The organism is Rothia aerolata, assembly GCF_014635585.1.
Lineage (GTDB): Bacteria > Actinomycetota > Actinomycetes > Actinomycetales > Micrococcaceae > Rothia > Rothia aerolata.
Genome location: NZ_BMDC01000004.1, coordinates 94699 through 110329 on the forward strand (window position 1 = coordinate 94699; position 15631 = coordinate 110329).

Below are 15631 nucleotides of genomic sequence, written 5' to 3' on the forward strand. Positions count from 1 at the left end.
CAATCGTGTAATAACAGGTCACCACAGCAGCAGGAAACCATGAAACTTGCAGAAAAAGTCAGCGATATTATTCTCGACCGCATCGCCAGTGGTTACTACAGCATTGGTCAACTCATGCCAGCAGAAAACGAAATCGCTGAAGAACTAGAAGTTTCACGACTAACCCTTCGGGAATCCATTAAGAATCTTGCAGCTCGGGGGGTTTTAGAAGTCCGCCACGGTAAACGAAACCGGGTTGCCTCTCCGGAGCAGTGGTCAGTAGTCGACCCGCAGCTTGCGCAGATTCGAGGAAAACTCACCGGAGATCCTATCGCTTGGATTACCCAACTGATGGAAGCACGGCACATCATTGAGGTCGGAGCCAGTGAGCTGGCAGCTACCCGCATTACCGATGAGCAGTTGGAAGAGCTAGAGCATTCTCTTCAGTCCATGCGCGAGGCAAATGAAAATCATGACTCCACCGCATCCGTCACCGCCGATATGATTTTTCATCGAACCATTATCAAAGCGGCCAACAATGAATACATCAGCGCAACTTACGCGCCGCTAGAGGAGATACTCGAGACCGTACGGCGTACGACGTCGTCCTCGCCCGAAGTTAGAGCAGACGCAGAGCACTGGCACAGCGAAATATACGCGGCTCTCGTCGCACGCTCGCCCCAAAAGACTAGAGATGCCATGCGCTCTCACATGAGTCAAACACTCAGCGCTGTCTACACAACCCATAAGGAGAATCAATGAAGATTGTCGTAACCGGAGCAGCAGGATTTCTCGGATCCCAGGTAATTACCGAGCTACTCAAGCGTAAGGACGCCGGTGCATCACCAATTCCTTTTGACACAATCTGCGCTGTTGACTTAGTAGAAACCAGCGTCAGAGACCCTCGCGTTACCTCGATGGTTGGGGATTTATCTGATGCGGAATTTACAGCATCGATCATTGATTCCGAAGTGGTGGGAATCTATCACCTAGCAGCGGTTCTCTCCGGTGGATCAGAAGAAAATTTTGATCTTGCTATGGCAGTTAACGTTGATGGAACTCGTAATCTGCTCGAGGCAACTCGCTCTTCAGGCGGTGTTCCGCGTTTTATTTTCACCAGTTCGCTCGCCGTCTTTGGCGGAACGATACCCGATATAGTAAGCCCCTTCTTCGCAACCCAACCTGACTCTACCTATGGTGCTTTTAAAGCAGTGGGAGAGATTTTGGTTAACGAGTACTCCCGCAAAGGCTTCATCGACGGTCGCATCTGCCGCCTACCAACCATTTCAGTTCGGCCGGGAAAGCCGAACTCTGCGGCGTCATCCTTCGCCTCGGGGATTATCCGTGAACCACTAAATGGGCTGGAATCTATTTGCCCTGTTCCCCACGAAACAGCCATGTGGCTTTCATCGCCACGAGTAGTAGTAACAAACCTAATTCATGCTTTATCGCTTCCCGCGGAGTCTTTAGGAACCTGGCGCGGACTTAACCTGCCGGGCATTACAGTGACTGTGGATCAGATGCTCGCTTCCCTAGAAACTGTTGCCGGCACTGAGGCCCGTGCCCTGGTACGCGATGAATTTTCCAAACCCATCATGGACATTGTGTGCTCCTGGCCAGCAGCATTTGATGTGCAATCAACCTTAGACCTCGGTTTTGTAAGAGATACCAGTTTTGATGAGATGGTTCGGCAATATCGGGATGACTACGTTAAGTAGTAATGTTTACAAAGCAATTACGTAGAATCTAAGGGCTAATCGAACTGTAATCGATTAGCCCTCAGTTTTTTACAAATGTCTACTCAGAAACCCTATTTATAACCTTTCCATAGTCGCCATTATAAGCTTTCTGGGTAGGTATACTGTTGGTTTCAATATCTTCAAGGGTTCGCCCCTTTGTTTCAGGCACCCGAGTGCGTACAAAGAAAACACCTAGAATACAGATGATACCGAATATAGCAAAAACCATTTCCTGAGGCATCGAAGCAGTCATAATTGGGAAAAGAAGACCTACGGTAAATGAGCCGATCCAGTTGAATGAGGACGCAACCCCAGAAGCCCTACCACGGATAACCAAGGGGAAAATCTCTCCTACAATTACCCAGGTCAGCGGGGCCCAAGTGAACGAGTAAAATGCAACATAGATACTCAAAAATACAACAATCATCATTGGGTTTGGATTATTTAATAGACTGTTGAGAATCGCAGGAAGCAAGAAAGATAGCCCCATTACTGTGCCTCCCACAGTAAGAAGTGTTCGACGGTTAAACTTATCTGCAATAGCCAAGAAAATCAGTGACCCCAAGACCAAAATAATTCCCTGAACTATTGGCCACATTAGCGCCGAACTTGCTGCTGACCCCGTAGCAGTCTCAACTATCAAAGGAATATAATAAAAGATAGCATTTGCACCCTGGAATTGCTGAAATGCAGCTACTCCTACACCAGCAATTACTAAATAACGATATTTTCCATCAAATAAAGTTGAGAGTGAAGTATCTTTAGAAACTTTCGACTCAAGGCAAGCAGTCTCCCTAATAAGCTCCAGTTCATGCGCTACTTCTTCAGGTTTACGAATATACCCAAGAACCCGAAGCGCCTCAGACTCCTTACCCTGATTTATCAAGAACCGAGGAGACTCTGGAAGCCTAAGAACACCCAAAAATAGAATCACGGCAGGAATCGCTGCCATTGCAAGCATCACTCGCCAAGCCCATGTATCTGGAAGGTCTTTAAGGAGGAAATCAACGACATAGGAAATTAGCATGCCCGAGACAATCATTGTCTGATTGAGACCTGACAAACGCCCCCTAAGGTGTGCAGGAGAAAGCTCCGACATATATGCAGGCACAAGCGCCGATGCCGCTCCCACGGCAAGTCCTAAGAAAATGCGCGAGACAACCAAGAAGACGGTACCACCATCAGGCGCCATACCGCACAGAATCGACCCCACTGCAAAAATAATAGCCGAGATAAGAATCATCTTTCGGCGCCCCAGACGGTCGGAAAGTTGACCAGCCAAAGCGCCGCCAAAAATCGCACCAAACATGACACCGGAAGTAATCCAGCCTATAACCCCAGCACTATCTTGCAGGTTCCAGTCAGTCTGAAGAAAAGGCAGTGCCCCGGTCATAACACCAATGTCATAACCAAAAAGAATGCCTCCGAACGACCCAAAAAAGTAAATAAATTTACTGGAGATTTTCCTCTCATTCTCCATGGGAGCTCCTAAGTTCTATCAACATCGACCAGCATGCCCTCGCCAATCACCAGATGAGTGCACTTACGCTCCTTAGGCAGAGCGTCTTGTGGCCCAAATGTTATCGCTAACATGATTAACTATGAGCCTACTCAGTGATTCCAATTGTGTCAATGAAAAATTACTGCATCACTGCAGTAGAGCTCCTGAGTGAAAGCGTGGGTGCCACCATTACCGAAGACGGCCTCTCACCCCTTATGCACTCCAAGACAGCCTCCATCACCTGCCGCCCCAATAAAGAAAAATCCTGACGTATCGTAGTCAGCGGAGGGTGAAAAAATTCAGACTCTGGAATATCATCAAAGCCCACTACGGAGATGTCTTCAGGCACCCTAACACCGGTACGACTAAAAGCTAGCAGAACCCCTAATGCGGTTGCGTCATTTGGCATAATTAGCGCACTGGGGCGCTTTTCCAAAGGGCGCATTGAAAGAGATACACCCAGCTCGTACCCAGTCTCAGAGTTCCAAGATCCTTCAAAAATTTCCGGTGTAATTCCAGCGCGGGAACATTCTGATGAGGCCCCCTTGAGTCTTTGCAAAGCATCAAGCCAATCTTCAGGTCCAGCCATAATAGCAATCCTCTTATGGCCAAGCCCAATTACATGACGAGCCGCAAGCCTGCCGCCCTCCTCTTGGTCGACTCCCAAAATATTCGGGAACTTAGGATTATTGTCCCCCGACCCAATCACCATCACAGGAACACCCACATCTAACGTTTGCGAATGTCGCACAAGTTCGTCTTTGGTGGCAATTACAACTATTGCCTCAACCGACCGATTAACACATGTATTAATCGCATCATTTAGGTCATCTACTCGGGCTCCTGCAAGGGTAGAAAGTAAAATATCATACCCATGCTTACGCGCAGCTTCCTCCAGCCCCGCAAGAGTAATCCTGGGGCCATATAGATAGGAGCCAACCGCAACAACTCCAATCAACCCAGATTTCCGTGTGACCAACGTACGGGCGGCATTGTTACGCCTGTATCCAAGTTCAGCAATAGCTCTCTCTACCTTTTCACGAGTCTCAGGCCGCACATTGGGTAAACCATTGACTACCCTCGAAACAGTCTGGTGGGAAACGCCGATTGACTTTGCCACCTCTGCCATACTGGGACGACGCTCAGACATAAAGGTCTCCTAGGTTCACCGACTTGAACAACTCATGGGGTATCTTGCATCCCTAATTTACAAGTTTCCTGCACCCAAAATCCTACATTGGAGCTTGCATCATTACTATTCATGAGGCAAGATAAGTGGTAGAAAATGTTAGCGATAACATTGATTTGCGAAACCCTAGATATCCCCTCAACAGCTTCTTGAGGAAGAAGGTTTATGATGTCAGATTCTCTGCCCTCCATAGCTAGAACGATTCAAACTGGCGAAACCTATCTCGGAATAGAGCTTGGCTCTACAAGAATTAAAGCGTCTCTCATAACACCTCAAGGGCATGAGATTGCTACAGGCTCTCACACATGGGAAAACCAAATTATAGAAGGGCACTGGAGCTACTCAGAAGAAGCAATCTGGACGGGGCTTTCAGCCAGCTATGCAGACCTAGCAGGTAACGTCCAGGAAAAATTCGGTGTACCGCTTACCAACATTAAAGGGGCAGGTATCTCAGCGATGATGCATGGCTATATGGCATTCGATGCTGATGGGAACCTACTGGTTCCGTTCCGCACCTGGCGCGACACTTCTACAAGAAAGGCAGCTGATTATCTGACGGAACACTTAGGTGTCAATATCCCTCTTCGATGGTCTATATCTCATCTTTATCAATCTATTCTTAATCATGAAGATCATCTAGATAGAATTAATTTTTTCACTACTCTATCTGGTTACATCCACTGGAAATTAACTGGTGAAAGAGTCCTGGGAATCGGAGATGCATCAGGAATGTTCCCCATTGACTCAAAAATTGCTAACTACAATCAGGAAATTATTCAGAAATTTAATAAAATTGCAGGGAGATATCTACCTCACAACGATATTTTAGAATTGCTCCCTCAAGTCCTTCAAGCAGGACAAAATGCTGGAAATCTTACCATTGAAGGTGCAAATTTATTAGATCCTACAGGCAAGCTTCAGGCAGGAGTCCCCTTTTGCCCTCCTGAAGGTGATGCTGGCACAGGAATGGTTGCTACAAATGCAGTAAGAATTCGCACCGGTAACGTCAGTGTGGGAACCAGCATCTTTGCAATGGTAGTCCTCGAACAACCTCTTAATAAGCTGCACCGCAATCTAGACCTCGTTACCACTCCTTCAGGAGAAGCAGTGGCTATGGTTCATTGCAACAATGGCGCAGACGAGCTCAGCAAATGGATTGGTCTGTTTAGTGAAGTTGCCCTAGCTTTCGGAACTAAAAAAGAGGTTAATATCAACGAGGCGTACGAGGCAATCCTTCAAGAAGCATTTAGTGGTAGCCCTGATGCAGGTGGGATTATCGTATACAACACCATATCCGGTGAACCAGTCGTTGAATTATCCGAAGGGCGTCCTCTTTTCGCCCGAACATCTAATGCGCAACTTACCCTCGGTAATTTTATGCGGGCTCAACTTTATAGCGTTTTTGCAGCATTGGCAATTGGTTTTGAAGATCTTCACGAAGAACAGGTTTCCCTAGATTTTCTTAATGCTCACGGTGGCCTTTTTAAAACTCCAGCTGTAGGTCAAAGGTTCCTCGCAGCTGCTACTCAAACCCCTATCGTAGTAGCTGAAAGCGCTGGCGAAGGAGGGGCTTGGGGTATCGCGCTACTTGCTTCATACCTCGATCATTCCTCGGAGAAATCTTTAGCTGACTACCTCGATCAAGAAATTTTCAAAGATTCTCACTCAACCACATTGGTGCCTAAACCTGCTGATATAGCTGGATTCAAGACATTTTTGAGTCGTTATCGTTCCGGCTTAAAAATCGAGAAGACTGCAGTAGAAACCATCACAAATTTTTAAGGATGGACAATGACAACCACTAATATCTCTGCCCTGACCAATGAAATCCGTCAAAGAATCCAAGAAGCACGCCAAAGAGTATCTGCATTACATGCTGAGCTACCTCGATGGGAACTAGTCGTATGGACAGCAGGTAATGTGTCAGAACGCGTCTATGTGTCAGAAACCAATAAACCTAGCAACGATGATGTATTTGTTATTAAGCCCTCTGGTGTGAACTACGAAAACCTGACCCCGGATTCTATGGTGGTGTGCAATCTCAACGGAGACCTTCTTGAAGGCAACTATTCCCCATCATCAGATACAGCTGCTCATGCTTATGTCTACCGAAATATGCCAGAAGTTGGCGGAGTAGTTCATACACACTCTACTTATGCCACTGCTTGGGCCGCCCGCGGAGAAGAAATCCCCTGTGTGCTCACCATGATGGCAGATGAATTTGGTGGACCCATTCCAGTTGGTCCCTTTGCCATTATTGGAGATAATTCTATTGGCCGAGGCATCGTCGAAACTTTACGTAAAAGCCGCTCACCCGCCGTTCTCATGCAAAATCACGGTCCCTTCACAATCGGCAAAGATGCAAAAGCAGCGGTTAAAGCAGCAGTCATGGTTGAAGAAGTAGCTCGCACAGTTCAAATCGCAAGGCAAGACGGAGAAATAATCCCGATTCCGCAGGAATCCATCGATCGGCTTTACGACCGTTACCAAAACGTTTACGGCCAATAACAACACTCAGAATTATCTAAGGAGTACACGCTCATGATGGAAAACCCATTTGAGAACAAGGAAATTTGGTTTCTTACCGGTAGCCAGGGGCTTTACGGGCAGGAAACTCTTAATCAAGTTGCAGAACAGTCACAGCAGATTGTAGCGGACCTCGATTCAGCTAAAAATATTCCTGTAAAAATTGTTTGGAAACCAGTTCTTACAGATTCAGACAAAATTCTGCGCACTATTCTCGATGCAGGTTCCAACGATAATGTAATTGGCGTTATTGCGTGGATGCATACTTTTTCCCCAGCTAAAATGTGGATTCGCGGTCTCGAGGCTCTACGTAAGCCTCTGTTGCATCTACATACTCAGTCCAACGAAAAACTGCCTTGGTCAACTATTGATATGGATTTCATGAACCTCAACCAAGCAGCTCATGGTGACCGCGAATTCGGTTATATCCTTACACGAATGGGTGTCCCCCGCACCACCGTAGTTGGATTTGCGGCGCATGAGGAAACCACCTCACGTATCGGCGTATGGGCGCGCGCAGCAACCGGATGGAACGAAACTCAGCATATGAAAATGGTTCGTTTCGGCGACAACATGCGTGATGTTGCAGTAACCGAAGGCGACAAGACCGAAGCCGAAATTCGCTTTGGTGCTTCTATTAATACCTGGTCAGTTAATGAGCTGGCAGAAGCTGTAGAAGCAGTATCAGATGAAGTGGTTGACACCCTAATTAGCGAATATTTGGATCTCTACGAGATAGCTCCTGAGCTCTTGCCTGACGGCAACCGCCATGACTCACTGCGTTATGCCGCCCGTCAAGAAGCCGCAATTAGGGGCTTTCTCGAAGAGCAGAACGCAAGTGCATTTACCGATACTTTTCAAGACCTAGGTGCTTTGAAACAGCTTCCAGGGTTTGCTGTACAGCGGCTTATGGCTGACGGATATGGCTTCGGAGCCGAAGGCGACTGGAAGACTGGCATACTGATTCGTATCGCCAAAGTTATGGGATATGGTCTGCCCGGTGGCGCAAGCCTGATGGAAGATTACTGCTACAACCTGGAGCAGGGCGATGAAAAGATTCTGGGCGCTCATATGCTTGAGGTTTGTCCCTCTCTAACCTCTACTAAACCCACCGTAGAGATTCATCCGCTGGGAATTGGCGATCGTGAGGATCCTGTTCGTCTCAAGTTCAGCGCCGACTCAGCCTCGGGCGTTGTAATAGCTTTGTCAGATGTACGCGACCGGTTCCGTTTGACTGCCAATGAGGTTGAAGTTATTCAGCCAGATGAGCCCATGCCTAATCTTCCTGTAGCAAGTGCAGTTTGGAAGCCTGCTCCTGATTTCCAGACCTCAACTAATTGCTGGTTGGCTGCAGGTGCAGCGCACCACACTGTGCTAACTACTCAGGTCGGCCTCGAAGCCTGGCGTGATTTCTCTAAGATTGCTGGGGTTGAATTGGCTGAAATTACCGATGGAACAACAACTCATGGATTTGAAGAAACCCTGCGTTGGAATAATGTCTACTACCGAGTAGCACAGGGGTTCTAATCTAACGGGACAAGCTTTAGCTACACAGCACAAAGGCCAGTTTTATACCGATTCCACAAAAATCGGTATAAAACTGGCCACTCGCTTTAAAAAGCTAACCTACCAAACCGCCACCTTCATGCCGAAAGTACCCGGGGCAGGCGGGTTACTCATAGCGGCCATAGCCTCCGGCAGCTCCTCAAAAGAAATGCGGGAGCCCACGCTGCCGCTGAGGTCCAGCGTGCCCGAGGCAATCTCCTCCAACATCTGAGCGTAGTCAGCGATTGCTAGGCCGTGGCTTCCAAAAAGTTCTAGCTCTAGCCCGATGACCCGCCCTATCGGCAGGGGCGGGTTGGCGTCGTCCCCCAGCAAAAGCCCCACCTGCACGTGCCTGCCCTTGGGCCGCAGAGACTCAAGGGCAAGGGTTGCCGTGACGCGAGCGCCCAGGGCATCCACCGAAACGTGGGCGCCGCCGTCCGTCAGCTCATGGACGCGGGCCACCGCAGCGTCATCGGAGAAAAGGGGCACCGCACCCAGCGACTCAGCCGCCGCAAGCGCTGCCTCGGAGCGGTCCAGCGCCACCACACGTGCACCGGCAGCAATGGCAATCTGCACGCAGGACAGACCAACGCCTCCGCAGCCGACCACTGCAACCCACTCCCCCGGTTGCATCCGCGCCTGCACGCGCATGGCGTGATAGGCGGTGCCAAAACGGCAGCCGAGACCGGCGGCCAGGTCGAAGGGAATTTCGTCGGGGAGTTTGACCAGGTTAGTGCCCGCCTGGGTCACCGCCACCAGCTCCGCCCAGGAGCCTTTCAGGTCGAAACCGGGCTGCTGCTGGTTGGGGCAGACGGGTATTGCCCGCCCGGCAGTATTGGCAGGTTCCGCAGGCAAAAATGAAGGGGGCGGTCACGCGGTCACCCACCTGAAAGCCCTTCACCGCCGGGTCGATTTCCTCAATGACGCCGGCGAACTCGTGGCCGGGAATGTGCGGCAGATTCACGGTGCTATCGTGCCCCTGCCAGGCGTGCCAATCGCTACGGCAGACACCGGTGGCCCTAACCCGAATGACGGCGCCGCCCGGCGGCAGGCGCGGATTATCGACTTCGGCTACAGTCGGCTGCTCGGTGAACCCACTAAAGGTAACGGCTCGCATGGTCTTCCCCTTTGAATCTGCGTGTTTCTCCTAGAGTAGGGCGCCAAGCGCTCAAAGCGGGTTTGTGACGCCATCGAGTCAGGGACCAGAAGAAAGCTACTACCCCGCAAACTTCCTCACCGCGGCAAGGGCCGCCGCGGCGACGTCGTCCTTGGAACCGGCAACATCAACCACAACACCGGCCTCGTCCTCACCCAGAGGCTCCAGGGTTGCGAACTGCGAATCCAGCAGGGAGGAGGGCATGTAGTGGTCCACGCGGGAGTCCATACGCTGCGCCAACACAGCCTTCTCACCCGTCAGGTGCAGGAAAACCACACGCCCGGTAGCCGCCCGCAAAATATCGCGGTACTTCCGCTTCAAAGCAGAGCAGGTCACCAACGTATTGTGACCGGCGGCGGCCTGCTCGGTCATCCAGGTCGCAATAGAAGCCAGCCAGGGAGCGCGATCGTCGTCGTTGAGCGGGGTGCCCGAGCGCATCTTGGCAACGTTGGCCTCAGAGTGGAACTCATCGCCCTCGGCATAGACCCATCCCAGATGCTGCTGTAGGTACTGGGCTGCCGACGTTTTGCCGGTACCGGAAACACCCATGATGACGACGTGGAGGGGGCTGTGAGTGGAAGTCATATAACAATCCTAACCATTAAAAGTGGGTGCTCCCCTCATCAAAGAAGAGCACCCTGAATACCTAGAATTCCAGCAACACCTTGCAAGACTGCGATGAGTCTTTAGCAATTTCAAAGGCCGTGACTGCTTCTTCAAAAGGCATCACATGAGAAACCACGGGGTCAACGAACAGCGAACCATCAGCCAGAGCCGTCAAAACATCGTCGATTTCTCCATTGAAACGAAAACAACCGTGCAATTCTAGTTCGCGAGCAATAGCTAGTGACATATTCACCGGTTGTTCCCCAGGGGGAAGCATGCCCACCATCATCACGCGGCCACCGCGTACAACGCCGTTAAGCGCCGAATCCAAACCAAACTTAGAGCCAGACGATTCAAACACTACATCCGCTTGAACTTTGGCAATCTCTTCATTGGTAGGAGCTTTGAAAACCTGGTTTGCGCCCAGCTCGCGAGCGCGATCCAGAGCAGAATCAAAGAGGTCGGTAGCGGTAATTTTGGTAGCGCCTGCACGCTTTGCAGCGGCGATGACTAGTGCGCCAATAGGTCCTGAACCAATCACCAGAACCTCTTTACCTGCCAGGTCACCGGCTCGCTCAACAGCGTGGAAAGCCACCGCGGCAGGCTCAGCCAGAGCAGCGGCACGCAGGCTCAAGCCGGCAGGCAGTTCACGCAGCATACGGGCTTCAAACACCGCGTGCTGGGAGAAAGCACCCTCGGTGTGGGGATCCTGGGCAGCTGAGCCCAAGTAGGTGGACCCCGGTGCCAGGTTAGGTGAGGACGCCGGGTAGCGTATCCCTTCTACCTCATGAGGAGTTGCCGGATGAACCGCTACCAAAGCTCCCTCCGCAGGGCCAGATCCATCGGCGGCAGCAACCACTACAGTGCCTACCACCTCATGACCCAAAATCATGGGATGCTTCAGAATCGAAACGCCAGCCGCTCCTTTGAGCCAATACCCCAGGTCAGAGCCGCAAATGCCACCGTAAGCAATTCTGACAACCGCCTGGTTAGCTGCGGGAGCAGGAACCTCAAGGTCAACCACAGCAAGGCGACGATTGCCGTCCTCAGGAATAATCTGTACCGCACGAGTATTTGTAGGAACCTTAGATGACACTGGTCATGCCCCCATCAACATAGAGAGTTTGACCGGTAATGAAATCAGATGCCTCAGACGCCAGGAACACCACTGCGCCACCAAGATCTTCGACCTTGCCCCATCGGCCTGCAGGGGTTCGGGAAGCAACCCAAGCTGAGAATTCTTCATCGTTGACCAGAGCCTGAGTTAGCTCGGTTGCGAAATATCCAGGTGCAATTGCATTCACCTGAATACCCAAGGGTGAGAGGTCAGCGCACAGACCCTTCGTTAACATGACGATGCCACCCTTAGTTGCCGAATACGGCGTGATGGAGGGGCGCGCCAGCTGAGACTGCACCGAACCAATGTTGATAATCTTGCCGCTTCCGCGCTCTTCCATGCCGGGAGCTACTGCACGAGACACCAGGAAAGCACTCGTTAGGTTTACCTCCAGGAGTTGCTGCCAGTCTTCCAAGGGAAATTCTGAGAACTTAGCACGCTTCTGCATGCCTGCGTTATTGACCAAAATATCGGGGGTACCCCAGTGGTCTGTGAGCTTCTTGACTCCCTCAGAGACCTCAGACTCAGAGGTGACATCGAAGGTAATAGCAAAGGTTTCTGCACCAGTGGCTTCTGCAATTTCAGTAGCAGTTTTCTCGACAGTTTCAACAGTGCGACCGTGCACCGCCACTTTTGCGCCAGCCTGCGCCAACGCGGTAGCGAGCGCCTTACCTATGCCTCGGGATGACCCTGTGACCAGGGCGGTTTGACCGGTGAGATCAAAGTTAGACATTTTTACTTCTCCTCAGTCTTAATAACGCGACGAGTTTCACCATCAAAAATCACAGCCGTGGAGCCGGTATTGGTGATTTGGAAACCATGAGAGTCAGTAATCACGGGGATTGACTCGGTGCGAGCATCCTCAATCATGAGCAAGTCACGACCAGCAGTTTCGGGTACCAAGAAGGTTGAGATTAGAGTGATCAGGCTCAAGATAAACATATAAATTGCGAGAGGAACCCAAGAACCATCAAAAGCCTTGATGAGCGAAGCACCAATAATACCTGCGATACCACCGGCCAAAACTGCCGAAATTTCACGGGACATAGCCACACCCAAGTATCGAGAACGGTTACCGAAGAGTTCGGGCAACATAGCACACTGGGGGCCGAGCATGGTATTTACGCAAATACCAATACCCACAGCAATGGTCAGAATAGTCAACCACTTATTATCCAGAGACAGCATATACCAGGCAGGGAAAGAGAAGAGAGTAATGAAAATAGCGCCAGTGCGGTACATAGTGCGGCGGCCAAATTTATCGGACAGGCTACCGGTGAAAGGAACGGAAAAGATACCGATGAGTGAGCCTAGTGCAACGGCGAGGGAGCCGGTGGTCTTGTCCTGAGTCAGCGGAGCAGTAGTTACGAAAGCGACAGCCACAGACTGGAAGAGGTAGGAACCACCGTTCTCAGCCATACGCAGACCAATGCCCTTGAATACCAGGGATCCGGAGTTCTTAAACAGTTCGGATAGGGGCTGACGAGCCACTTCTTTCTGGTTAGCTAGTTCCTGGAATGTGGGGGTTTCGTTGAGCTTTACACGAATAAAGACAGCCACCAGAATCAGCAGAATGCTACAGAGGAAGGGAATACGCCAAACCCATCCCAGCAGGATTTCCTCGGGCAGGGTACCCATGTAGGCAAAGACGGCAGATGCCAGCAGGGTGCCGCCTTGAATACCAATAAAGGGCAGAGCAGCAAAGAAACCGCGACGCTTAACCGGAGCAACCTCAGCCATAAGAACGGTAGAGCCGGCTTGCTCAGCACCGGCGCCCAAGCCTTGCAAAAGGCGTAGAATCAACAAAAGGGTAGGAGCCAGAACACCCACCTGCTGGTAGGTGGGGAGCACACCAATCAGGGTAGAAGAACCACCCATCAGCACAATGGTGACTACCAGAACAAACTTACGGCCGATCTTATCGCCTAGTACGCCAAAAATCAGGCCGCCCACGGGGCGAGCCAAGAAACCCACACCGTAGATAGCGAAAGACTTAATCAGACCGGTGGCAGGGTCATCGTTGGGAAAGAAAAGCTTACCGAAAATTAACGCTGAAGCCAGACCATAGAGCGCGAAATCATAGTACTCCAGAGCGGAACCAACACTTGATGCGTAGGTTGCCCGCTTAAGCTGGGCCCCACGTTCTTTCTCTTCAGCAGTGAGTGTGCTGCTCATTGTTTATCTCCTTTGATAAACCCTGTGCCACTTATCACAGGTACCTTCAGCAACAAATCTAACACCTTGGGGAACAGTATTCAACATATTGAACATGTGACCAGTTGTATCACGAGTAAAAAATAAGCCGCTCTGACAGAAAACTGTCACAGCGACTTATTTCCTCTCTATAAAGCTTCAGTATCAAGTCGATTTACCCAACGACACCGCCGTCTGAAAACTCAGCGGATTGGTCAGCTTCTGCGCCAGCCGCTGAAGACTCTGTCCCACCTCTTCAATACGCTCCTGCGTGGCCTCAGGGGCATTAATCGCAGCCCCCAAAGTTAGCTCAGCATCTGCCGAATTCCAGGGATCTAACGGTACAGCGACCCCCACTAAGCCAGGATGCACACCTTCACGATCCACCGAGTAACCTCGAGTGCGGGTTAGCTGCACCTTACTCAATAGCTCCTGAATATCACGCACAGAATATGCGGTGTGCAACTCGAAATGTGGGTACTGCTCATAGAGCCGCATAATTGTGTCGTCCTCCATTTTTGACAGCAACGCGTGCCCTACCGCCGTAGAAGATGCGGGGAAACGTGAGCCAATGCCGGCAGCCATACGGTAGGGCGCCTGCCCTTCATGACGAGCCAAATAGAGAACATCAGCACGGTCGAGCATAGCAATCTGTACCACCAGCCCCGAGAGCACCTCATCCCGCGCACACAGGTCATAGAAAGCCCGCACCTGGTCAAAACCACTCAGATAGGCGCCTGCCAGATTGAGAATCTCGCGCCCCAGCAAGTAGCCGCTACCACGGCGTTCAATCAGTCCAGCTTCCTCAAGCGCCACACAAACGGTTAATGTGGAGGATTTCGCGGCTTCAAGTTCAGAGGCAATATCAGTAAGCGACCACTCCTTGCCCGGCGCTTTTGCCAGCACCTGCAGAAGCTGTGCAGCCCGAGCAACCGCTGGGGCGCCCGCCGATGGCTTAGTAGAAGGCAACAGTATCCACCACATTAATCATGGGCTCGCCGTCAATAAAGGCGGTGAGATTACGGATGAAGATCTCAGTAATACGACGTGATTCTTGGTCAGAAAGCGCCGCAGTATGAGGTGAAATCAGCACCTTGGGATGATTCCACAGGGCAGATTCCTTCGGCAGGGGCTCCACTGAAGTAACGTCCAGACCAGCAAAGGCCACAGTCTCATGATTTAGAGCCTCAATCAATGCCTCTTCGTCAATGACAGAACCACGACCCACGTTGGTCACAATGAGGCCGGACTTAGCAGCCTTGAAGAAGTCAGCATTTACCGCCCCTTCAGTCGAATCAGTACCGGGCAGTGTCACCACGATGGCATCAATTTCAGGGGCAGCCTCGACGATAGAAGCCAAGGTAATCACACGGTCAACATTTTCAACAGGCTTTGCCGAACGAGAAGTGCCCCATACAGTAGCTCCCAGCGCCTTGAATTTCTTGGCAACTTCCTTGCCAATACCACCCAGACCAAGCACGAGTACTGTCATATCGGATATTTGGCGCATCTCCCAGCGGTTGGTAGGCCAGTTATGGTTCTTCTGGTCTTCAGCCAGCTTAGGCAGGTTCTTAGCACCTGCCAGAACAGCAAAGAGGGCAAACTCTGCCAGGGTTGAACCGTGCACACCGGCAGAGGTGGTAAAGGTAATGCGGTCTAATTCTTCGCGAGTAAGATCTGCACCTTTAACTTGCGCACCACCACCGGCAGGCATAGTCTGCACATACTTCAAATTTGGGTTCGCCCGGACTGTTCGAGCAAGAGCAGACGGATCCATATCAGGAACCCCATAAAGGATATCCGCCGAGTCAAGCATTTCCTCAAATTCTTTTTGTTGCTCTTCAGTACGAGTGAACTCAGGGTCTCCAAAATGGTCGGCTGCAAAACGCATTGGGGGATACAAGTCTTGGTTTCGCACCACCTCAACACGGGGCTCGTTCTCCTCAATCAGTTTGCACAGTTCCTCAGAAACAGGCGATCCGATGACTACTCGATATTTACCGTTATAACGAGGCTCCCCCGCCGATACCTGGATGCGATGCTCGGAAGTCATAAAGCCACTCCTTTGTGTTTCGGTCTG

General features: G+C 50.9%; 15 protein-coding genes. 5 read left to right on the top strand and 10 right to left on the bottom strand.

Going from position 1 to position 15631, the window contains the following annotated elements; genetic code table 11:
* Positions 1-39 precede the first annotated feature (39 nt).
* Together IEV00_RS09885 and denD are read left to right on the top strand one after the other, a co-directional pair.
* Positions 40-741 (top strand): FadR/GntR family transcriptional regulator, encoded by a 702-nt coding sequence (locus tag IEV00_RS09885; protein WP_188360204.1) that lies wholly within the window; start codon positions 40-42, stop codon positions 739-741.
* On the top strand, positions 738-1697 hold the full coding sequence (gene denD, locus IEV00_RS09890; protein ID WP_188360205.1) for a D-erythronate dehydrogenase: 960 nt from the start codon (positions 738-740) through the stop codon (positions 1695-1697). The genes IEV00_RS09885 and denD overlap by 4 nt, the downstream gene beginning before the upstream one ends.
* A gap of 79 nt (positions 1698-1776) precedes the next feature.
* On the opposite strand, the gene IEV00_RS09895 is transcribed toward denD, so the two are convergent.
* Together IEV00_RS09895 and IEV00_RS09900 are read right to left on the bottom strand one after the other, a co-directional pair.
* A complete protein-coding gene (locus tag IEV00_RS09895; protein ID WP_188360206.1) occupies positions 1777-3198 on the bottom strand; it encodes a sugar porter family MFS transporter in 1422 nt (473 codons plus the stop codon).
* Positions 3199-3358: 160 nt separating this feature from the next.
* Complete coding sequence (locus IEV00_RS09900) at positions 3359-4369, bottom strand: LacI family DNA-binding transcriptional regulator (protein WP_188360207.1); 1011 nt, start codon at positions 4367-4369, stop codon at positions 3359-3361.
* Between the two features lie 204 nt (positions 4370-4573).
* On the opposite strand from IEV00_RS09900, the gene IEV00_RS09905 reads away from it, so the two are divergent.
* The 3 genes from IEV00_RS09905 to araA are packed head-to-tail and all read left to right on the top strand — an operon-like array spanning position 4574 to position 8461.
* The gene (locus IEV00_RS09905; protein WP_229723185.1) at positions 4574-6190 is read left to right on the top strand and encodes a xylulokinase; all 1617 of its coding nucleotides are present in this window, start codon (positions 4574-4576) and stop codon (positions 6188-6190) included.
* A 9-nt stretch (positions 6191-6199) separates the two neighbouring features.
* Positions 6200-6916 carry an L-ribulose-5-phosphate 4-epimerase gene (locus IEV00_RS09910; RefSeq protein ID WP_188360208.1) on the top strand — a complete coding sequence of 239 codons (717 nt, stop codon included), beginning with the start codon at positions 6200-6202 and terminating at the stop codon, positions 6914-6916.
* Positions 6917-6952: 36 nt separating this feature from the next.
* On the top strand, positions 6953-8461 hold the full coding sequence (araA, locus tag IEV00_RS09915; RefSeq protein WP_188360354.1) for an L-arabinose isomerase: 1509 nt from the start codon (positions 6953-6955) through the stop codon (positions 8459-8461).
* Positions 8462-8560: 99 nt separating this feature from the next.
* Here araA and IEV00_RS09920 read toward each other — a convergent pair whose 3' ends face one another.
* The 8 genes from IEV00_RS09920 to IEV00_RS09950 all read right to left on the bottom strand — a co-directional run bounded on the left by IEV00_RS09920 (position 8561) and on the right by IEV00_RS09950 (position 15604).
* Positions 8561-9235, bottom strand: coding sequence for a zinc-binding dehydrogenase (locus IEV00_RS09920; RefSeq protein ID WP_229723186.1), 675 nt, complete (start codon positions 9233-9235; stop codon positions 8561-8563).
* Positions 9210-9596: an alcohol dehydrogenase catalytic domain-containing protein gene (locus IEV00_RS11175; RefSeq protein ID WP_229723187.1), complete on the bottom strand. Its 387-nt coding sequence runs from the start codon at positions 9594-9596 to the stop codon at positions 9210-9212. The genes IEV00_RS09920 and IEV00_RS11175 overlap by 26 nt, the downstream gene beginning before the upstream one ends.
* Before the next feature lie 99 nt (positions 9597-9695).
* Positions 9696-10220, bottom strand: coding sequence for a gluconokinase (locus tag IEV00_RS09925; RefSeq protein WP_188360209.1), 525 nt, complete (start codon positions 10218-10220; stop codon positions 9696-9698).
* 61 nt (positions 10221-10281) lie between these two features.
* Positions 10282-11337 carry a zinc-binding dehydrogenase gene (locus IEV00_RS09930; RefSeq protein ID WP_188360210.1) on the bottom strand — a complete coding sequence of 352 codons (1056 nt, stop codon included), beginning with the start codon at positions 11335-11337 and terminating at the stop codon, positions 10282-10284.
* Positions 11327-12091 carry a glucose 1-dehydrogenase gene (locus IEV00_RS09935; RefSeq protein ID WP_188360211.1) on the bottom strand — a complete coding sequence of 255 codons (765 nt, stop codon included), beginning with the start codon at positions 12089-12091 and terminating at the stop codon, positions 11327-11329. The genes IEV00_RS09930 and IEV00_RS09935 overlap by 11 nt, the downstream gene beginning before the upstream one ends.
* A gap of 2 nt (positions 12092-12093) precedes the next feature.
* Positions 12094-13533: an MFS transporter gene (locus IEV00_RS09940; RefSeq protein ID WP_188360212.1), complete on the bottom strand. Its 1440-nt coding sequence runs from the start codon at positions 13531-13533 to the stop codon at positions 12094-12096.
* 183 nt (positions 13534-13716) lie between these two features.
* A complete protein-coding gene (locus IEV00_RS09945; protein ID WP_188360213.1) occupies positions 13717-14520 on the bottom strand; it encodes an IclR family transcriptional regulator in 804 nt (267 codons plus the stop codon).
* The gene (locus IEV00_RS09950; RefSeq protein ID WP_188360214.1) at positions 14507-15604 is read right to left on the bottom strand and encodes a D-2-hydroxyacid dehydrogenase; all 1098 of its coding nucleotides are present in this window, start codon (positions 15602-15604) and stop codon (positions 14507-14509) included. Before IEV00_RS09950 ends, IEV00_RS09945 begins: the two co-directional genes overlap by 14 nt.
* Positions 15605-15631: the final 27 nt, after the last annotated feature.

Bases quoted from the DNA above. Each gene is read 5' to 3' on its own strand.
- IEV00_RS09885 (WP_188360204.1), top strand. From the start codon at position 40: ATGAAACTTGCAGAAAAAGTCAGCGATATTATTCTCGACCGCATCGCC.
- denD (WP_188360205.1), top strand. From the start codon at position 738: ATGAAGATTGTCGTAACCGGAGCAGCAGGATTTCTCGGATCCCAGGTA.
- IEV00_RS09950 (WP_188360214.1), bottom strand. From the start codon at position 15,604: ATGACTTCCGAGCATCGCATCCAGGTATCGGCGGGGGAGCCTCGTTAT.
- IEV00_RS09895 (WP_188360206.1), bottom strand. From the start codon at position 3,198: ATGGAGAATGAGAGGAAAATCTCCAGTAAATTTATTTACTTTTTTGGG.
- araA (WP_188360354.1), top strand. From the start codon at position 6,953: ATGGAAAACCCATTTGAGAACAAGGAAATTTGGTTTCTTACCGGTAGC.
- IEV00_RS09900 (WP_188360207.1), bottom strand. From the start codon at position 4,369: ATGTCTGAGCGTCGTCCCAGTATGGCAGAGGTGGCAAAGTCAATCGGC.
- IEV00_RS09940 (WP_188360212.1), bottom strand. From the start codon at position 13,533: ATGAGCAGCACACTCACTGCTGAAGAGAAAGAACGTGGGGCCCAGCTT.
- IEV00_RS09925 (WP_188360209.1), bottom strand. From the start codon at position 10,220: ATGACTTCCACTCACAGCCCCCTCCACGTCGTCATCATGGGTGTTTCC.
- IEV00_RS11175 (WP_229723187.1), bottom strand. From the start codon at position 9,596: ATGCGAGCCGTTACCTTTAGTGGGTTCACCGAGCAGCCGACTGTAGCC.
- IEV00_RS09935 (WP_188360211.1), bottom strand. From the start codon at position 12,091: ATGTCTAACTTTGATCTCACCGGTCAAACCGCCCTGGTCACAGGGTCA.
- IEV00_RS09905 (WP_229723185.1), top strand. From the start codon at position 4,574: ATGATGTCAGATTCTCTGCCCTCCATAGCTAGAACGATTCAAACTGGC.
- IEV00_RS09910 (WP_188360208.1), top strand. From the start codon at position 6,200: ATGACAACCACTAATATCTCTGCCCTGACCAATGAAATCCGTCAAAGA.